At 69.0% G+C, this 16,563-nt stretch carries 14 protein-coding genes; 8 read left to right on the top strand and 6 right to left on the bottom strand.

Annotated features, from left to right (window positions below; translation table 11 throughout):
- Window positions 1–53 precede the first annotated feature (53 nt).
- Window positions 54–272, bottom strand: a complete 219-nt coding sequence (locus OZ403_RS02155; protein ID WP_237080951.1) for a hypothetical protein — start codon at window positions 270–272, stop codon at window positions 54–56.
- A gap of 258 nt (window positions 273–530) precedes the next feature.
- Here OZ403_RS02155 and OZ403_RS02150 point away from each other — a divergent pair, with 258 nt between their 5' ends.
- The 6 genes from OZ403_RS02150 to OZ403_RS02125 all read left to right on the top strand — a co-directional run bounded on the left by OZ403_RS02150 (window position 531) and on the right by OZ403_RS02125 (window position 7,513).
- Complete coding sequence (locus OZ403_RS02150; protein WP_268783350.1) at window positions 531–1,802, top strand: hypothetical protein; 1,272 nt, start codon at window positions 531–533, stop codon at window positions 1,800–1,802.
- A 66-nt stretch (window positions 1,803–1,868) separates the two neighbouring features.
- Window positions 1,869–3,995, top strand: coding sequence for a glycogen debranching protein GlgX (gene glgX / locus OZ403_RS02145; protein WP_268783349.1), 2,127 nt, complete (start codon window positions 1,869–1,871; stop codon window positions 3,993–3,995).
- Window positions 3,996–4,007: 12 nt separating this feature from the next.
- Window positions 4,008–4,760, top strand: coding sequence for a class I SAM-dependent DNA methyltransferase (locus OZ403_RS02140; protein WP_268783348.1), 753 nt, complete (start codon window positions 4,008–4,010; stop codon window positions 4,758–4,760).
- A 309-nt stretch (window positions 4,761–5,069) separates the two neighbouring features.
- Window positions 5,070–5,399, top strand: coding sequence for a hypothetical protein (locus OZ403_RS02135; RefSeq protein ID WP_268783347.1), 330 nt, complete (start codon window positions 5,070–5,072; stop codon window positions 5,397–5,399).
- Between the two features lie 106 nt (window positions 5,400–5,505).
- Window positions 5,506–6,291 (top strand): MYX family subclass B1 metallo-beta-lactamase, encoded by a 786-nt coding sequence (gene blaMYX, locus OZ403_RS02130; RefSeq protein WP_268783346.1) that lies wholly within the window; start codon window positions 5,506–5,508, stop codon window positions 6,289–6,291.
- Window positions 6,292–6,538: 247 nt separating this feature from the next.
- A complete protein-coding gene (locus tag OZ403_RS02125; protein WP_268783345.1) occupies window positions 6,539–7,513 on the top strand; it encodes a hypothetical protein in 975 nt (324 codons plus the stop codon).
- A gap of 30 nt (window positions 7,514–7,543) precedes the next feature.
- Here OZ403_RS02125 and OZ403_RS02120 read toward each other — a convergent pair whose 3' ends face one another.
- Window positions 7,544–8,206 carry a hypothetical protein gene (locus OZ403_RS02120; RefSeq protein ID WP_268783344.1) on the bottom strand — a complete coding sequence of 221 codons (663 nt, stop codon included), beginning with the start codon at window positions 8,204–8,206 and terminating at the stop codon, window positions 7,544–7,546.
- 198 nt (window positions 8,207–8,404) lie between these two features.
- Window positions 8,405–8,695, bottom strand: coding sequence for a hypothetical protein (locus OZ403_RS02115; protein WP_268783343.1), 291 nt, complete (start codon window positions 8,693–8,695; stop codon window positions 8,405–8,407).
- 1,014 nt (window positions 8,696–9,709) lie between these two features.
- On the opposite strand from OZ403_RS02115, the gene OZ403_RS02110 reads away from it, so the two are divergent.
- Together OZ403_RS02110 and OZ403_RS02105 are read left to right on the top strand one after the other, a co-directional pair.
- Entirely contained in the window at window positions 9,710–10,834 is a 1,125-nt protein-coding gene (locus OZ403_RS02110) for a slipin family protein (RefSeq protein ID WP_268783342.1), read from the top strand.
- A gap of 55 nt (window positions 10,835–10,889) precedes the next feature.
- Entirely contained in the window at window positions 10,890–12,704 is a 1,815-nt protein-coding gene (locus OZ403_RS02105) for an acyl-CoA dehydrogenase (protein WP_140786842.1), read from the top strand.
- Between the two features lie 66 nt (window positions 12,705–12,770).
- Here OZ403_RS02105 and OZ403_RS02100 read toward each other — a convergent pair whose 3' ends face one another.
- The 3 genes from OZ403_RS02100 to OZ403_RS02090 all read right to left on the bottom strand — a co-directional run bounded on the left by OZ403_RS02100 (window position 12,771) and on the right by OZ403_RS02090 (window position 16,481).
- Window positions 12,771–13,886 (bottom strand): ornithine cyclodeaminase family domain, encoded by a 1,116-nt coding sequence (locus OZ403_RS02100; protein ID WP_140797020.1) that lies wholly within the window; start codon window positions 13,884–13,886, stop codon window positions 12,771–12,773.
- Between the two features lie 99 nt (window positions 13,887–13,985).
- On the bottom strand, window positions 13,986–15,824 hold the full coding sequence (locus OZ403_RS02095; RefSeq protein ID WP_268783341.1) for a hypothetical protein: 1,839 nt from the start codon (window positions 15,822–15,824) through the stop codon (window positions 13,986–13,988).
- A gap of 12 nt (window positions 15,825–15,836) precedes the next feature.
- The gene (locus OZ403_RS02090; protein WP_140786839.1) at window positions 15,837–16,481 is read right to left on the bottom strand and encodes a protein-tyrosine phosphatase family protein; all 645 of its coding nucleotides are present in this window, start codon (window positions 16,479–16,481) and stop codon (window positions 15,837–15,839) included.
- Between the last annotated feature and the right edge of the window lie 82 nt (window positions 16,482–16,563).

Below are 16,563 nucleotides of genomic sequence, written 5' to 3'. Positions count from 1 at the left end.
TGCCCGCGGCGACCGTGCCGCGGGCATTGCCCTGTGTGTCATCAACGTGGGACTCAGCTCACGCTGAAGCCTGGATACGGCTGCGGTGACTTCACCGGCTCGATGATGCGTTGGCTGCCACCTGTCCCCGGCGTGCCAGCGGGACCACCCTCCGGCTGCAGCGCGGGCGGACTGCCGCGCGGCGAGCGCTCCTCGTCCTCGGTGTCTGCATTCCGGTCAGGCGCGGTAGGTACGGCTTCAGGTGGAATGTGCAACACGTCCTTCTTGCTCATGGCGGCCTCCTTTCCTCCAACCTGGGGCCCCCCTCCGAAATGGGCACCTGGCATCTGGCCGCCTGCCTGAACGGATGCTTATGACTTCCTCTTGGAGACCCGCACACGGCCCGCCGTATGGATGAACCCACGCCTGCCGTGCGTGACCACATTGAGGACGAGCGGGCAGCCACTGCCCGTCGGTGGCACCTTCGAGGAGAGCCACGCTGAAATAGTGAACGGAACCTGAAGCGCGGTTCAGAATCTGGGTGGGATGCGATGAGCGTGAAGTTGGCATTGGCCGGCAGGCGACGGGGAAGCGAACACCTGTTCTCCCCTCCCGAGGGCCCCATCCCCTGGCTCCAGCGGATGTCGTCGTGGTTCCACGAGCACCACGGCGAGCTGCTCGAAAGCGCCGCACTGGGCACTGGCCCCCTGGGCGCTCCCACCCTCCGGCTGCGGCTGCACCCGGCGGCGGGCGAGGTCGCGCTGGTGGCCACCTCGGGCGCCCACGTCTCCGTGTCCGCGGAGACGTCCGCCGTGGGCCCCGGCTACCACCGCTTCCTCTGCGACACGCTGAGGGCCATGGGTGACGCGCTCGGCATCGTCTGGGCGGATGAACGCGCGTCCTCGAAGGGGGGCGACCCCACCGGCTACTTCCACACTGGAGACGCCGGGCCCGTGGATGTGCACATGCTGGCGTCGCTCCAGGAAGCCGTGGGGTGGGTGCTGCGCATGCGCCGCCAGGGCGAGTCCGGCTTCGCGATGTCCCTGCGCTTCGGCCACACCTTCGAATATCCCGGTGCGCTGCTGACGCCGCTGGGGCCTCGCGACGCGCGCTGGCTGGTGGACGTCTACGAGGACCCGCGCAGGGGCATCGACGTGTTCCCCTGGTGGACGCCGGGCATCGACGCGCGCATGCGGCTCAATCGCGCGCGGTGCCGCCTGTGGACGGACGTGGTCTGGCGCCCACCGCTGCTGGACGACGAGCGCCACCTGATGCGCGACGTGGCCCGCCTGCTGGAGCAGGCCTGGCGCGAGGACCCGTCCCTGCCCTACCCGTGGCGGGAGTGGCAGGAGGTGCTCGGCTTCCTGGGCGTGGGAGGCACCCTGGCCGAGGAAGTCCACCAGCGCGCCTCGCAGGCACCCGGCGGCCCGCCCATGGGCTACCGGCGCGGCGAGGTCCAGGTGGCGCTGCCAGCGGGTTGGGAGATTCGCATCCCGGGGTCGCTCGCGGAGGCGCACCTGCAGGATGGAACATGGGTGGCCCGGGACCACCGGCGCAGCGTGCGCTTCGTCCCCTTGGAGGACGGCGGCGCCGACAGCCTCATGCCCTCCATCATGGAGCGCCGCGCGATGGACCTGGAGCACCACGGCAAGCGGGTCAGCGGACGGGCCTCACTCCGCATGGAGCCGGGCGAGTGCCGGCTGACCGCCCTGTGTACCTCGGGCAAGCGCCGCGCCCTGTGCGTGGTGAGCTTCGACGACCCGGACGAGCAGGACTGGGCGCTGGGGACCTGGCGCTCACTGGACCACGCTGTCGCCGCGTGACGCTTGCCAGCCCAGAGGTGCCATCCCACATTGGGCAGGCCTTTCCATCAGAATCGAGAGCCTGCAATGAGTAGGGAAGTCTGGCCGGGCAAGCCCTGGCCTCGTGGTGCCACCTTCGATGGTTCAGGGGTCAACTTCGCCATCTACTCCCAGGTCGCGACCCGCGTGGAGGTCTGCCTGTTCGACCCCGCGGACCCGGCGCGTGAAATCGAACGGTTCGGCCTGCCGGAGTCCACGGACTTCGTGCACCACGGCTACGTGCCGGGCCTGGAGCCAGGCACGCTCTACGGTCTGCGCGTCCATGGCCCGTACGAGCCCGCCAAGGGACACCGCTGCAATCCGCACAAGCTGCTGGTGGACCCCTACGCCAAGGCGCTCTACGGCGACGTGGACTGGCGCCAGCCGGTGTTCGGCTATCCGCTGGGGCACGAGCAGCAGGACCTGGCACGAGACGAACGCGACAGCGCGGCGGGCGTGCCCAAGTCCGTGGTGGTGAGCGACTACTTCGACTGGGGCAATGACCGGCGCCCGGACATCAGCTGGCGCAAGACAGTGCTGTACGAGGCCCACGTGCGCGGCCTCACCATGCGCCACCCCGGCGTGCCCGAACACCTTCGCGGCACCTACGCGGGCCTGGCCTGCCCGCCCGTCATCGAGCATCTGCTGAAGCTGGGCGTGACGTCGGTGGAGCTGCTGCCGGTGCATGCCTTCGCGGACGACTCGTTCCTCGACGACAAGAAGCTGTCCAACTTCTGGGGCTACAACACGCTGGGCTACTTCGCGCCGGAGCAGTACTACGCCAGCCGCAAGACGCCCGGCGCCGCCGTCGCCGAGTTCAAGGCGATGGTGAGGGACCTGCACGCCGCGGGCATCGAGGTCATCCTCGACGTCGTCTACAACCACACCTGCGAGGGCAACCACCTGGGGCCCACGCTGTCGCTCAAGGGCATCGACAACGCGAGCTACTACTGGCTGATGCCGGATGGGCGGCACTACCTGGACTTCACCGGGTGCGGCAACAGCGTCAACGCGTCCAACCCGCAGGCGGCGCGGCTCATCATCGACAGCCTCCGCTACTGGGTGACGGAGATGCACGTGGACGGGTTCCGCTTCGACCTCGCCACGGTGCTGGGCCGCACGGGTGAAGGCGCGTTCGACCGCAACGCGGCGCTGTTCCAGATTCTCCACCAGGACCCGGTGCTCGGCCGCGTGAAGCTCATCGCCGAGCCCTGGGACGTGGGCCTCGGCGGCTACCAGGTGGGCGGCTTCCCTTCGCCCTGGCGCGAGTGGAACGGCAAGTACCGGGACGCGCTGCGCCGCTACTGGAAGGGCGATGAGAACCTCGCCAGTGAGATGGGCTACCGGCTCACGGGCAACGCGGACCTGTACGCGGAGGCGCACCGGCGGCCCCAGGCGAGCATCAACTTCGTCACCGCGCATGACGGCTTCACGCTGCACGACCTGGTGACGTACAGCCACAAGCACAACGAGGCCAACGGCGAGCACAACCGCGACGGCGCGGACGACAACCAGTCGTGGAACTGCGGCGTGGAGGGTGAGACGGACAACGCGGATGTCATCGCACTGCGCGAGCGGCAGAAGCGCAACCTGCTGGCCTCGCTCTTCCTCTCCACCGGCATCCCGATGATTGTCGCGGGTGACGAGATGGGCCGCACGCAGGGTGGCAACAACAACGCGTACTGCCAGGACAACGCGCTGTCGTGGGTGGATTGGAACCTGGATGAGCGGCGGCGGAAGCTGCTGGAGTTCACGCGCAAGCTCATCCACTTCCGCCACCGCCAGCCGGTGCTCCAGCGCCGCCGCTTCTTCAAGGGCCAGCACCTGTGGGACTCCGAGCACAAGGACCTGACGTGGTTCCGGCCGGATGGCTCGGAGATGAAGGCGGAGGACTGGGAGAAGCCCTTCGTGCGCTCGCTGGCGTTCCTCCTGGGCGGCGACGCCATCCCCACGCCGGACGAGCGCGGGCAGCGCATCATCGGTGACGCGCTGCTGATACTGCTCAACTCGCACCATGAGCCGGTGACGTACAAGCTGCCGCCCGCCTCGCAGGGCCAGCGATGGGAGCTGGAGCTCTGCACCACCGACGACAACCGGGGACCGGAGCCGGTGAAAGGTGAGACGTTCGAGCTCATCGGCCGCTCGCTCGCGGTGTTCCGGCAGGTCGCGAACTGAGGCAGATGCCGCATGCTAGGGTTCCCCGCCGAGGCCTTCCTCGGCGGGTGCGGCGTGCCGGTGCCTGAGCGAAGCAGGTCCGCCGCCAGGGCGCGCGCACGCGCCGGAGGAACCGTGTCGCGGGATGCACAGGAAGAGGGCGTGAAGCAGGTGTACGGGGAGATTGCCTCGGCCTACGAGGCGCTCTTCCCCGCCCTGCACCGGTACGAGGAGCGGGTGGAGCGCTTCCTCGCGGCGGTGGTGGTGCCCGGCGCCCGCGTGCTCGACGTGGGGTGTGGACCGGGGCTTCACACCCGGGGCCTGGACGCCTCCATCGCCGTGGTTGGCACCGACCTCTCCGAGGACATGCTCGCGCTGGCTCGGACAGCGCGGCCGGGTGGCGCGTGGCATGTCCACAGCTACCACCAGCCGATTCCTCCCGACTGGGGCCGCTTCACCGTCGCGCTCGCCATTGGCTGTCTGGACTTCTGCGACGACCTGCCGCGCGTGCTGAAGCACCTCACGGAGGCGCTGGAGCCGGGCGGCAAGCTGCTTTTCACCGTGCTGGAGCGGCGGCCGGGGTTGGACGGGCACGAGGCGCCCGTGCAGCCGATTCAAACGGCGGGGCCGGCGGTGACGCTGCACCTGTACTCATTCGAGGAGACCGCCCGGGCCATCACGGAAGCAGGGCTGCTCCCACGCACGTACGCGCATGCACCCGGCTGGGTGCAGCTCACGGAACAGCGGACCATGTGGTTCGGGTGGTGGGAGGTGGAGCGGCGCTGAGCGCGTGGCTCCAGGACCGCGCTTCCGTTGCCTGAGGGCCACGGCCCGGCCATTCCAAGGTGTGCACGAGGCTTGCATTGGCCTCCTCCCTGGAGGCATCGAAACGTGATTCGGCTGCGTTGGACCTGCATCGGGGCGTCTCTGCTGGCAATGGCCGTGGGCTGTGCGGAAGCCCCCCTCCGCGACGACACAACGCCGCCGAGCGTGTCGATTGCGCTCGTGGAGGGCGGATGCGACCCGGAAACGAACTTCCGGTGCCTGTGCGTAGGGAACGTCGGAGACGCGGCGCCCCACCTTCAAGAGATCGGCGTGGACCTGGACGCCCTGCAAAAGAACGGTTGGCCGTGCGTACCGGGTGACTTCGACCAGGACGGAGAGCAGGACTATGCCTTTCCGGGCGAGGGCTACTCGTGCAACCGGTCCGTCCCGGTGCGGGTGCTCTTCACGCGGGGCGGGCACCTGCGGGAAGTCCAGGCGCTGCCGCGCAAGTTGAGCTGCCTTCAGCGCTACGTCTCCAATGACGCGTCCCTGCCTCCGGGACAGGGACTGGTCGACTGGGGTGAGGGGAATGCCACTTGGATCTACCGGTTCGACGGCAATAGCTGGCTCGCCACCTCCCATCTCTCCGAGGCGCACTGATTCGGTACAACCGGGGCACACCGCGCCAGGTCCCAGGCCCGCCTCGGTGTACCGCTCGAATCCCTCCACTCCGACGCGGCATCGCCGCTGCCGAGGCCTTTTGACGATGACGCTTCTTCCCCCCCGTTGGCTTTGTGCCGGTGCTCTTTTCATCACCCTGAGCACCGCCTGTACCCGCTCCACGCCGGCTGCGACGGTGGAGCGGAACATCCCCGTGAAGGCGCAGTCCCAGGGTCCGGACGAGTACGTGCTGGCGGATGACGTGAGCGTTCGGAAGCTCGCGCCTGGCGTGTGGTTGCACGTCACGGTGGTGACGTTGAAGCCATTCGGCCGCGTCTCCACCAACGGGCTCATCATCGAGGACGGTGAAACGTCCTTGCTGGTCGACACGGGCTGGGATGCACGGCAGGGCGCGCTGCTGCTCGACTGGGCCCGGGACACGCTTCGGCGTCCGGTCCGCACGGCGGTGGTGACGCACTTCCATGAGGATCGCCTCGGCGGTGTTCCGGCGCTCGTCCCGCATGGCATCCCCGTCCATGGCTTGGAGGAGACGGCGCGGATTGCGTCTGGCATGGGCCGGCCAGGCCCCACGGAGACCTTCGCCGAGACGCGCACGGTGGGCGCCCTGGAGCTCTTCTTCCCGGGCGCGGGCCACGCGAAGGACAACATCGTCGTGTGGCACAAGGACAGCGGCGTGCTGTTCGGCGGCTGCTTCGTGAAGGACGGCGCCGCGACGAACCTGGGCAACGTGGAGGACGCGGACGTGGCGGCCTGGCCCACGAGCCTGTCGCGCGCACGGCAGCGGTTTCCGGAGGCACGCGTGGTGGTCCCGGGGCACGGACAGCCCGGTGGGCCGGAGCTGCTGAGCCACACGGAAGCGCTGCTCCGCTGAGCGACCTCGCGGCGCGGAGCAGGCGGGCAGGCGCGGGCGATGCGACAGTGCCTCGCCCGCACGGACAGGAGCGTTGGCCAGCACACGCCAGTTGGGTCATTCCACGCTCGCTTGCCTGCCGGTGAAGGTCTGTCCCCGGACATTCCCACACGGCTCCAGGGTTCACGGACATGGGCGCGGGTCCTCGCCGTCCCTACCGTCCCGCGGAGAAGCACGGGCCGATGGGCGTAGGGGACGGAGGGAGAACATGAGGCTTGTGGTTGCGGTGTCGCTCGCGATGGTGGCGAGCGCGTGTACCTCGGTGCGGATGGAGCAGCGGGACGGTTGCTGGGTGAAGCAGACCCGGGCCTTTCCCTCCACGCTCAAGGAGGAAGTGGGGCCCTGCGCTCGGCCCGTGCCCGTCTGGTCCGAGGATCGGCTCACGCGGCTGGTGCAGGAGTGCGTGATGCACACGGACTACCGCTGGCAGAGCAGTGCGTTGGTGGCTTGGAACCGGAGCGAACCCCTGCCGGAACGGGAGTCCGAGGAGAAGGTCCTCGCGGCCTGCATGGCCCGGGCGGAGACCATCCTGAACACGGAGAAGGGCGCACTGGAGCAGCGGCTGAGCGAGGTGGCGCAGGAGCGGGACACGCTGAAGGCGAGCATCGAGAAGGAGCGCAACCAACATCAAGCCACCCTCACGGAGCAAATCACCCGTCACGACGCCAGCATGGAGCGGGCGCGCAACCAGATGCACGAGAGCAACAACCTGCTCGCGGAGGCACTGGGCGAAGCAGCGAAGAAGCCCGCGCCCTCCGCGGTGGCGACGGCCACCTCCACGTCCAGCAGCGAGGGCATGGCGAACACGCAGTCCGACTCCACGCAGCGCAGCGACGCAGCGCTCCGGGGTGACGTGTCGTCCACGGAACGACAGAGCTCGTCGTCGCAGGGGACGCAGACCGCGCCACCGCCGAAGGTAATGAAGCCCATCATCGACACCACGGACGACACGCCGCCCATGTGCGAGCTGTCGTCAGCGACGATGGCGAAGGCGAATCAGTCGCGCTCGTCCTCGGGGAAGAAGCGACCCGGCGTCCGGAACGCGGCCGAGTGCACGCCGATGAAGCCTGCGCCTTCCTTCCAGCCCGCCGAGCCGGAGGAGGCCATCCTGGCAACGCCCGCGCAGCAGACAGCGAAGGCGCCCATCCCGCTGGTGCCCCAGGACGCTGACGACGTGAAGTAACGCCGAGACACACCACCGCGGGCCGCCCCTTCACACGAAGTGGGCGGCCTCCAGCGCATACCCCTGAGCACGTATCGCCTGTAGTGCGTCGCGGAGTCGCGGGGAGATGAGCAAGCGCGGCTCGGGCCTCAGTTCTCCACGCCGGTCGCCGAACAACTTGTCGGTCACCCACAAATCAGCGCCATCGTGGCTGGCTCGGTCGACGTACAGCTCCGAAATCTGGTTGAGGCCAGCGGTGTGTCCTGCGGGACAGCGGAATACGTTGCGCTCGTCGAAGTCGAACGGATTGTTTCCCGCCACCGTCCTCGCATTCAGCGTCAGGGGCTTCGAAGTGACGACAAGCTGGAACCAATCCGAAGGCAGGAGCTTGCCTCTCCCTTGATGAAGCACCGGCCGGAACTCCGCACCTCGAAGCCCGTGCATCTGGAAGACCGACGCGAGTCGCGATGACACCACCACCTCTCCAGCGAGGGTCTGGGCAATGTCCTTGCCCTTCGGAATGCGCCGGGTGTCGAGGATGAGGTCGGAGACTTGCCGAGCGCCCGCGCCACAGTGCCGACAGGTGGACGACTCATCATATGCCGTACCGCACATGGCCCCTGTCGGTTCGAAATACGCGCGAACGACGAGATTGAGCAACTCCGCGGATTGAAGTTCCCGCGCCGTGTAGCGCCGGTGCAGGCGCCAGGACATGAAGAACGCCCCCCCTGCTTCGCGTAAGCGTGGTTGAGCTGCGCAATCCGTGCGACGCAGGCATCGTCGACGGGCAGCACCACCTTGCGGATGGAGCCGCCCAACGAGACGCCGAGCCCCGGCTCAAGGTGCTCCCGAGCATCCCGCTCGGCGATTCTGAACTCGATGGTCTCTCGCATGCTCAAGGCGTGATGCCAATCAACTGGGGGATGGGATGCGAAGCTCCTGAGGCGTGGGACGCCGCCCCTGACCGTACGGCCACGAACGGCGGAACTGCTGAGTCACGGCTTTGTGGTACGCAGTCGGCAACCGGTACGTCTGCCCGTTACTCGCGCCGCCCAGGTACAACGGGATGAAGTGGTGGTTCTCATACCCAATGCTGTTCGGGTAGGTCGCCTGAGCCGTCTGCAACCGCTGCTGATAGACCTGCCGAGCCTGGACGACCACCGCATGGTCCGCGCTCCTGCGAGCAGTGACCTGGGTCTGCATGGGTGATGGCCTAGGATTGAGCGCCGGCGGCTGGCGACTTGGGCGACCACCGCCTCCCCGCCTCACCGGCCGGAGCGCGAGTGGCTCCGTTCCGGCGTACCCAGCGCCTTCATCCCACCCCAGGGGAAAGAAGGCACCGTGGGACTCCCCCTGCCCTTCAACTGACGGCGCCACGACATAGGCAGCGCCCGTCTCCAGCGATGACGAAGCTTCCCTTCCGGCGACACAGGCCCACTGGAGCAGGAGCAGGGCGACGCCCATCGGAACAAGTCTCGGCTGACGCAACGGAACCACTCCTCGCACATGCGAATAGGGAGGCTTGGCGCCCGACTTCCGATGCCTTGTCCCGATGCAGAGCGCGACCCGCCCATTCCAGCATGCGCACGGGCTGCCTGGACACTGGCGCCTTTCGCCATGTCAGACTCCACGCGGCGTCGCGTCGCTCGACCTCGGCGGAATCCAGAGGTGTCACGGGGCTGTCCCCGGGCTCCCGGCTCCGGGCTTGGGTGCGCTGCGCCCAGGTGCCGACGCGGGTGTTCCCGGGTCCATCGCTCGCAGTGGTTTCCTCGCATCGGACCGCCCGGCCGGGCCCCCGTCGGGTCCAACAGGCAGCAGGCGCCAGATGCGCCTGGCTCCGAACTCGCTCACTGGTAGAGCACAGGTCACCAATCCTGCGGAGAAGGTTCGATTCCTTCGTTCAATCCAGAGGGTTCCGCGGCGAGCTGACGTGAGCGCGGGTCCACCGCTTCCCACTCCTCCCACCTCGATGCCCGGCCTTCCGCCAGGGCGACAAGGCCCCTTCCGAGCCGTCAGCGGAAGCCCCTGCCGCCGCCCGCGGATGTGCCCGACGCGCAGGCGCGAGCAGCCAGGAGGCGGCCAGGGCAGGCAGTCCGCGCTCCACGTCCGTGAACGGTGGGGCCCTCACTATTCAGCAGTGCCCGGGACACGCGCGACAAAGCGCACGGGAACGTCCCGGTTCTTCAAGCTCCCCCGGCGGGGGAAAGGAGGTGCGCGATGAGCATCATGCGTGTGGATGTCGGGCAGATTGAGCGGGCGTTCGTGCTGGTGGACGAGAAGCCGGAGCGATACCTCGTTCCCGGCCGATACTGGCTGGTCCACCCCTTCCGCAAGGTCCGGCTGGTGCGCGTGAGCACCGAGCAGCCCCTCGTCCAGTTGGACGTGGCGCTCCTGGCCCTCGTGCCGGAAGAGGACCTGCAAGTCATCGAGCTCGGCGCCGACGAGCGCGCCATCCTCTTCCACAAGGGCCGCCCCGTGCGTTGGCTCGGCCGGGGCCTGCACCAGGCGTGGACGGTGGAACGCCTTCCCAGCCGCGAGCTGACGCCCGGCGCCCCCACCGTGCGCATGGAGCGCGTGGACACCTCGGGTGTCGCCACGGCGCCGCTGCACGATGACGTGCGCGCCCTGGTCCCCGCCAGCGACTACACGGAGGCCACCGCCACCGAGGGCACCGTCGTGCTCCGCTACGTGGATGGTGTGCTGGACGCTGAACTTCCTCCGGGACGTCACGCCGCGTGGACCGTCGCCCGCAAGGTGCAGCTGGCCGTCATCGACCTGCGCGAGCGCCTGCTCCACGTCACCGGCCAGGAGGTGATGACGAAGGACCGCGTCACCCTGCGCCTCAACCTGTCAGCGGCCTTCCGCGTCTCGGACGCACGCCGGCTCGCCGTCGTGTCCCGCGCTCCGGATGACGTCCTCTACCTGGCCATGCAGCTGGCCGCGCGCGAGGCCGTGTCGGAGCGGACGCTGGATGAGCTGCTCGCCTCGCGGGAAGCCGTGGCCGAAAGCCTCTTCACCCAGGTGAAGGACCGCGCCAGCACGGTGGGCTTGGAGCTGCTGCGCTTCGGCATCAAGGACGTCGTCCTCCCGGGCGAGATGAAGGAGCTGCTCAACCGCGTCATCCAGGCGCAGAAGGAAGCGGAGGCCAACGTCATCATGCGGCGCGAGGAGACGGCCGCCACCCGCTCCATGGCGCAGACGGCCAAGGTGCTGGCGGAGAACCCGCTGCTGGTGCGCCTCAAGGAGCTGGAGGCCTATAAGGACCTCGCGTCCAAGGTGGGGCAGGTGCACCTCGTCCTCGGCGAGGGCGCAGTACCCACCCTGCAGCTCAAGAGTCACTGACTCGCGAATCAATCTCGGGTTAGCCTCGCGGCCCCACACCCGCGAGGAGCCCGAGATGTCGTCTTCGAACCACTACGTCCCCAACCTGCGCGATATCGAGTTCAACCTCTTCGAGTTCCTCGATATCGGCCGAGCCTCGCTGGGCCACGCACCCTTTGGCGACCTGGACGAGACGGCCGCACGCCAGATGCTCCAGATGTTCGCCCAGCTCAGCACCAACGAACTGGCCCAGAGCTTCGAGGAGCCGGAGCACAACCCGCCGAAGCTCGAGAATGGCGAGGTGACGCTGCCGCCTGGATTGAAGAAGGCGATGAATGCATTCTTCGACGCGGGCATGCACCTGCTGGAGCAGCCGCCGCACCTGGGCGGCCTGGGCGCGCCGCCCTCCCTGGGATGGGCCGCGTTCGAGCTGCTGGTGGGCGCCAATGCCTCGCTGGCCTTCTATACGCTGGGCAACCTGCTGGCGCGCATCATCGACCGGCTGGGCACGGACGCGCAGAAGCAGCGCTTCCTGCCGCACATGCTGGACCGCCGCTGGGGTGGCTCCATGGTGCTCACCGAACCCGACGCCGGCAGTGACGTGGGCGCCGCCCGAACCAAGGCCCGCCGCGTCTCCGACACCGTCTGGGAAATCGAAGGGGTGAAGCGCTTCATCACCAACGGTGACTCGGACATGTCCGAGAACATCATCCACATGGTGCTGGCGCGTCCGGAGGGCGCGGCGCCCGGCACCAAGGGCCTGTCGCTGTTCGTCGTGCCCAAGTACTGGGTGAACGAGGACGGCAGCCTGGGTGAAGCCAACGGCGTGGTGTGCACCAAGCTGGAGAAGAAGATGGGGCTGAAGGGCTCCGTCACCTGTGAGATGACCTTCGGCGACGGGAAGCCCTGTCGCGGCCTGCTGCTGGGCGAGGTCCACGACGGCATCCGGCAGATGTTCTACATCATCGAGCAGGCCCGCATGGCGGTGGGCGTGAAGTCCATGGCCACGCTGTCGGCCGGCTACGGCCGCGCGCTGGCCTTCTCCAAGGACCGCCTCCAGGGCGCGGACCTGATGCAGGCCCGGGACAAGACGGCGCCGCGCGTGCCCATCTTCCGCCACCCCGACGTGCGCCGCATGCTGATGGCGCAGAAGGCCCACGCGGAGGGCATGCGCGCGCTGTGCCTCTACACCGCGTTCATCCAGGACGGCGTGGAGCGCAAGGGCGGTCACCGCGCCACCGAGGCGGGCGAGCTGGACACGCTCAACGACATGCTGTTGCCGCTGGTGAAGGGCTACTGCTCGGAGAAGGCCTACGAGCTGCTGGCGCTGTCGCTCCAGGTCCACGGTGGCTCCGGCTACCTGCAGGACTACCCGGTGGAGCAGTACATCCGGGACCAGAAAATCGACACGCTCTACGAGGGCACCACGCACATCCAGGCGCTCGACTTGCTCATGCGCAAGGTGGCGCGCGACGGCGGCGCGACGCTCCAGGGCCTGCTGTCCCAGATTCGCGAGACGGCCGAGCGCACCGGTGAGGGCAGGGAGCTGGAGGCCGAGCGCGCCGCGCTGGGCCGTGCGCTGGGCGACTTGGAGACGATGCTCGGCACGCTGATGGGCAAGCTAGGCGAGTCCGTCTACCACGTGGGCCTGCAGGGCAACCGCGTGCTGGCCGCCGTCGCGGAGGTCGTCATCGGCTGGCTGCTGGTGCGCCACGCGGAGGTCGCGCTGGAGCGCATGAAGAGCAACCCCGGGGACCGCGCCTTCTACGTGGGCAAGCTCGCCAGCGCCCGCTGGTTCTGCCACGAGGTGCTGCCCGGCGTCGCCCACGCCGCCCGCATGGTGGAGCACGGCAACCTGGACCTGATGGAGGTGCCGGAAGAGTCGTTCTGACGCGGAGACACCGAGGCGAGCCTGGCCACCGGTGCCAGGCCCGCCGTCGCGGCCGGAAGGCGCCCGCTACTTCCTCAGCGCGTCACCCGGCACCGGCAGCCCGCGCGCCGCCAGGTCACGCTCCACGTACAGCCGTAGGACATGCATGAAGTCCTGCGCGTTCGTCACCACGCCGAAGGCCTGGTGCGTGCCGCGGTCCTTCAGCTTGCTCACCACGAACTCCGACGAGTCCACGCAGATGGTGGGCAGCTCCCGCAACGAGCCGTCCTTCTCCGTGACGAACGCCGGCAGCATGTTTCCGGTGGCGATGGCATGCAGCGCCGTGGCGATCATCACCGCCATGGTGGACTTCACCGCGTGCTCGCGCATGGCCACCTGCGCCTCCAGGTTGTCCGTCACCACGTCCGGCAGCGGCCCGTCATCACGGATGGAGCCCGTCAGCACGAAGGGCACCTTGTGCACCACGCACGCGTGCATGATGCCGTTGGTAATCACCCCGGCCTCCACCGCCTTGGCGATGGAGCCCGCCGCCCGCACCTTGTTGATGGCGCGCATATGCAAGCCGTGGCCGCCCGAGGTGGCCTCGCCCGAGCCGCTCATCCCCAGCGTGGTGCCGAAGATGGAGGCTTCGATGTCATGCACCGCCACCGCGTTGCCCGCCAGCAGCGCGCCTACGAAGCCATTGGCGACGAACCACGTCATGTCCGCGCGCGCCCGCGAATGCACCAGCGCCGGCCCCGTCACCCAGATGGGGTAGCCCCCGCGCTCGCGCTCGTCCACCAGCACCCGGGCCATGTGCGCGTAGTCGATGGGCTTCTCGCGGGACACCGCGCTCGTCATGAACTTGAACTCCCCCTCCCCCTCACCCGCGAGGTAGGCGGCGTTCACGTACACGCCTTCGCTGCCGTCCTCCGCGAAGCCCACCACCACGTGCTCGCCCGCACGCACGCGACGGCCTTCGCGAATCCACAGCTCGCCTTGCGCATCCAGCACCAGCGCCCCGTCCATGCGCGGCTCGCGCGGCATGCGCCACGCGCCGCCCACGCGCACGTAGGTAGGCAGATTCGTCGTGGTGAAGAAGCCCTCCGGCAACACGCCGTCCGCGGGCGCCGGCTGGAAGCGCGCGTCCGGACAGGAGGAGAAACGCGCGGCCGTGAAGTCAGGATGAGGAATGGAGCTCACACCAGCACCATGCGCGGAGCCCTGGCCCGCTTCAAGCGCCTCGGCATCCGCGGGCCACCAGATGTCGGCGGGTGACAGTAACGAGGGAACTGCGCGTCATTACATCCGCGCGCCCACACCCACTCCGCCCATCAGCGGACGGCTGCTGGCCGGGGCCAGCTCACGACGCAGCAACTCCGCGTAGCGAGCCGCGGCATGCCGCAGTCGGGCCGCCTCGTCTGGCGCGTGGGCGTCGTAGGACTCGGCGGCCAGCGCATGGTCCCCCAGTTGGAATGCCAGGTAGGCCTGCCGGTGGAAGCGCAGCAACTCCAGGGGTGGAAGCCGGCCCTTGTGGCGCTCCACCACGGCGCAGAGCGCGGCCAGCTCCTCCGAGTCCAGCGACAGCTCCACCGCCGCGCCCGCCAAATCCCAGGACAGGTCCTGGCAGCCCACCAGGTCGTGCGCCCAGTGGTGGTCCACCGCATCCACCTTGAGCACGCGGCCACCGGGCAACACCAGCCACTCCCACGCATGCATCCGGTTGTCCGTCACCGTCCGGCGCACCATCCGCTCCAGCGCGCCCAGCCGGGGCATCCACACATGGAGGGCCTGCGCCACCTCGCGCCCCAACGCGACCTCCGTGTTGTAGCGAGCCATCTCCCACAGCTCGCGCGTGGAGGCGCCGCACCCCTCCTCCACCCTGCCGAAGTGACGCGAGCGGAAGCCCAGGTACGCCCCCACGCGCGCCACCAGCTCCCAGCGGTCCACCCCGCGCCCCACCGCGCTCAGGGGCCGCGCCTCCTCCAGCCACGGCTGCACCAGGAAGCCGTGCTTGAGCCCCGAGACAGGCACACCCAAGCCCGCGTCCGCCAACACCCGCGTCTTGAGATAGGCGCGCGCGCCATAGGACCCCAGGCCCGCGAACTTCAGCAACCAGGGCCGACCGCCCGCGCGCAGCAGGTACTTGCGGCGCTCACGCCAGCGGTGCACTGGGGGCCACGCCGCCTTCGGCATGTCGTGCAGCAGGTACTTCCGCCAGCCTCCAGCACCCAGGTCCTCCAGCGGCGCGGTCGCCTTGCCCGTCACGTCCTCCACCCAGCTGGCCAGCGCATGTGAAGGCTCGGTCGGCGTCACCATCACCGACTCGAAATCCACCACGCCGCGCTGGGCTCGGCGCCAGAGCTCCCGGTGCCTCGGCGTTGCGTGAGGTCCCACGTCACCGCCGTGTCCCGGCAGGAAGTACAGAGACGAAGGCGCCACGCCACGCGCCTCCAGGAATTCGGCCACCGCGCCGAACGACGAGCCGGACCGTCCCGGACCCTCGTCCACCACCACGAAGCGGTAGCCCGCGCGTGCCTCGTCCACCAGTTGCGAGGTCCGCTCGGGTGACAGCGACAACGTGCGCCGGTAGGGATGCCCGCGAGGCCGGACGAAGCACAACGCCTGGGTGCCCAGCGCCGCGGCCACCACGCCCGCCAGTCCCGTGCCGATGCCGCGAATGCCCACGACGCGACAGGGGCCGCCCTGCTTCGGCAGCGCCCGCGCCGACGCCAGGTAGCTCTCCGGGTAGAGGCCTTGAAGCGCATACCCCCGAGGCACCTTGCACCGCACCCGCTGCGGCAGCCCCAGTCCGCCCAGCGTCTCCAGCGAGCTGCCCACCTGCGACAGGTCCGCGCGGAAGCCGTCCGTCCAGGACGCCACCACCGCGTGGCCCAGCGCCAGCAGCGTGGACTCGCAGGCCCGCGCCAGCACCGTGTCGCCATCCTCGCCCTGATGGACGACCTGCTCCGCGTCCAGGACCCCCTGCGCCCACTCCCCCGCGCGGATGAGCAGCGACACCAGCGCCGCGTGGCGCGTCAGGCCCGGCGGTAGCGCGTCCACCTCCCACCAGGCACAGGCCAGCGCCCGCGCCTCCGCGGTCGGGTCCACCTCTCGCGGATGTTCTCCGGACACCAGCATCGCGGCGCTCCCTCAGTCCTCATTCCCGCGGGAAGCAGGTGGCGGCTGGGTCAGGTGGCTGTGCGCAATCGCGGCCAGCTCCTCCAACCTGGGCACACGCCACGTCGCCGCGTTCCGCTGACGCCAGGCATCCGCCCACGCAATGAAGGTGCGCAGTTGCTCCGTGCTGGGCGACACCTGCCAGCGCCGCCGCTTCGCCAGGGACAGCGCCTCCAGCGGGGGATGCCCCAACGCCACCAGGACGCACAAGGCGAGCAGCGCGCTGCGCCCCACCCCATGCTCACAGTGGATGTAGACCTTGTGGCCCCGGGCCAGTTGTTCCGTCACCCACGCGACGCCGTCATCCAGCCGGTCGCCACGGATGGCCCGGAGGTCCTCGGTGGGCAGGTGCAACAAGGTGATGCCGTGCTCGCGCAGGACGTGCTCGTCGTCACAGGCCTCCACCCGCACGTCCACCACACAGCGGATGCCAAGCGCCCCCGCGAGATGCTCCGCCGTATCGATGGGGAAGCGGCCCCCCACCGCCAGCGAGGGCAGCACCCAGTCCAGGTTCAATCTCCGGGACAGCGCGCTCATGCGGCCCAAGGTAGGGCAGCTCGCTGGCGCTGGCAGCCTCTGCGGACGCCAGGACGCCTTTTGAAGTGTTTTTCGACCCACCTTCTGGGAAATCCGCTGGAATCACAGGGGGTTCCGCGGTGTCAGCCTCGAAAATCGAGAGGCACGCAACTCCAGGTCTCAA

It is taken from the genome of Myxococcus sp. NMCA1, from assembly GCF_026810205.1.
Lineage (GTDB): Bacteria > Myxococcota > Myxococcia > Myxococcales > Myxococcaceae > Myxococcus > Myxococcus xanthus_A.
This window is presented reverse-complemented; position numbering and strand designations above follow the sequence as displayed.

Bases quoted from the DNA above. Each gene is read 5' to 3' on its own strand.
- OZ403_RS02155 (WP_237080951.1), bottom strand. From the start codon at position 272: ATGAGCAAGAAGGACGTGTTGCACATTCCACCTGAAGCCGTACCTACC.
- blaMYX (WP_268783346.1), top strand. From the start codon at position 5,506: ATGACGCTTCTTCCCCCCCGTTGGCTTTGTGCCGGTGCTCTTTTCATC.
- OZ403_RS02095 (WP_268783341.1), bottom strand. From the start codon at position 15,824: ATGCTGGTGTCCGGAGAACATCCGCGAGAGGTGGACCCGACCGCGGAG.
- OZ403_RS02125 (WP_268783345.1), top strand. From the start codon at position 6,539: ATGAGGCTTGTGGTTGCGGTGTCGCTCGCGATGGTGGCGAGCGCGTGT.
- OZ403_RS02120 (WP_268783344.1), bottom strand. From the start codon at position 8,206: ATGTCCTGGCGCCTGCACCGGCGCTACACGGCGCGGGAACTTCAATCC.
- OZ403_RS02105 (WP_140786842.1), top strand. From the start codon at position 10,890: ATGTCGTCTTCGAACCACTACGTCCCCAACCTGCGCGATATCGAGTTC.
- OZ403_RS02150 (WP_268783350.1), top strand. From the start codon at position 531: ATGAGCGTGAAGTTGGCATTGGCCGGCAGGCGACGGGGAAGCGAACAC.
- glgX (WP_268783349.1), top strand. From the start codon at position 1,869: ATGAGTAGGGAAGTCTGGCCGGGCAAGCCCTGGCCTCGTGGTGCCACC.
- OZ403_RS02140 (WP_268783348.1), top strand. From the start codon at position 4,008: ATGCTAGGGTTCCCCGCCGAGGCCTTCCTCGGCGGGTGCGGCGTGCCG.
- OZ403_RS02110 (WP_268783342.1), top strand. From the start codon at position 9,710: ATGAGCATCATGCGTGTGGATGTCGGGCAGATTGAGCGGGCGTTCGTG.
- OZ403_RS02115 (WP_268783343.1), bottom strand. From the start codon at position 8,695: ATGCAGACCCAGGTCACTGCTCGCAGGAGCGCGGACCATGCGGTGGTC.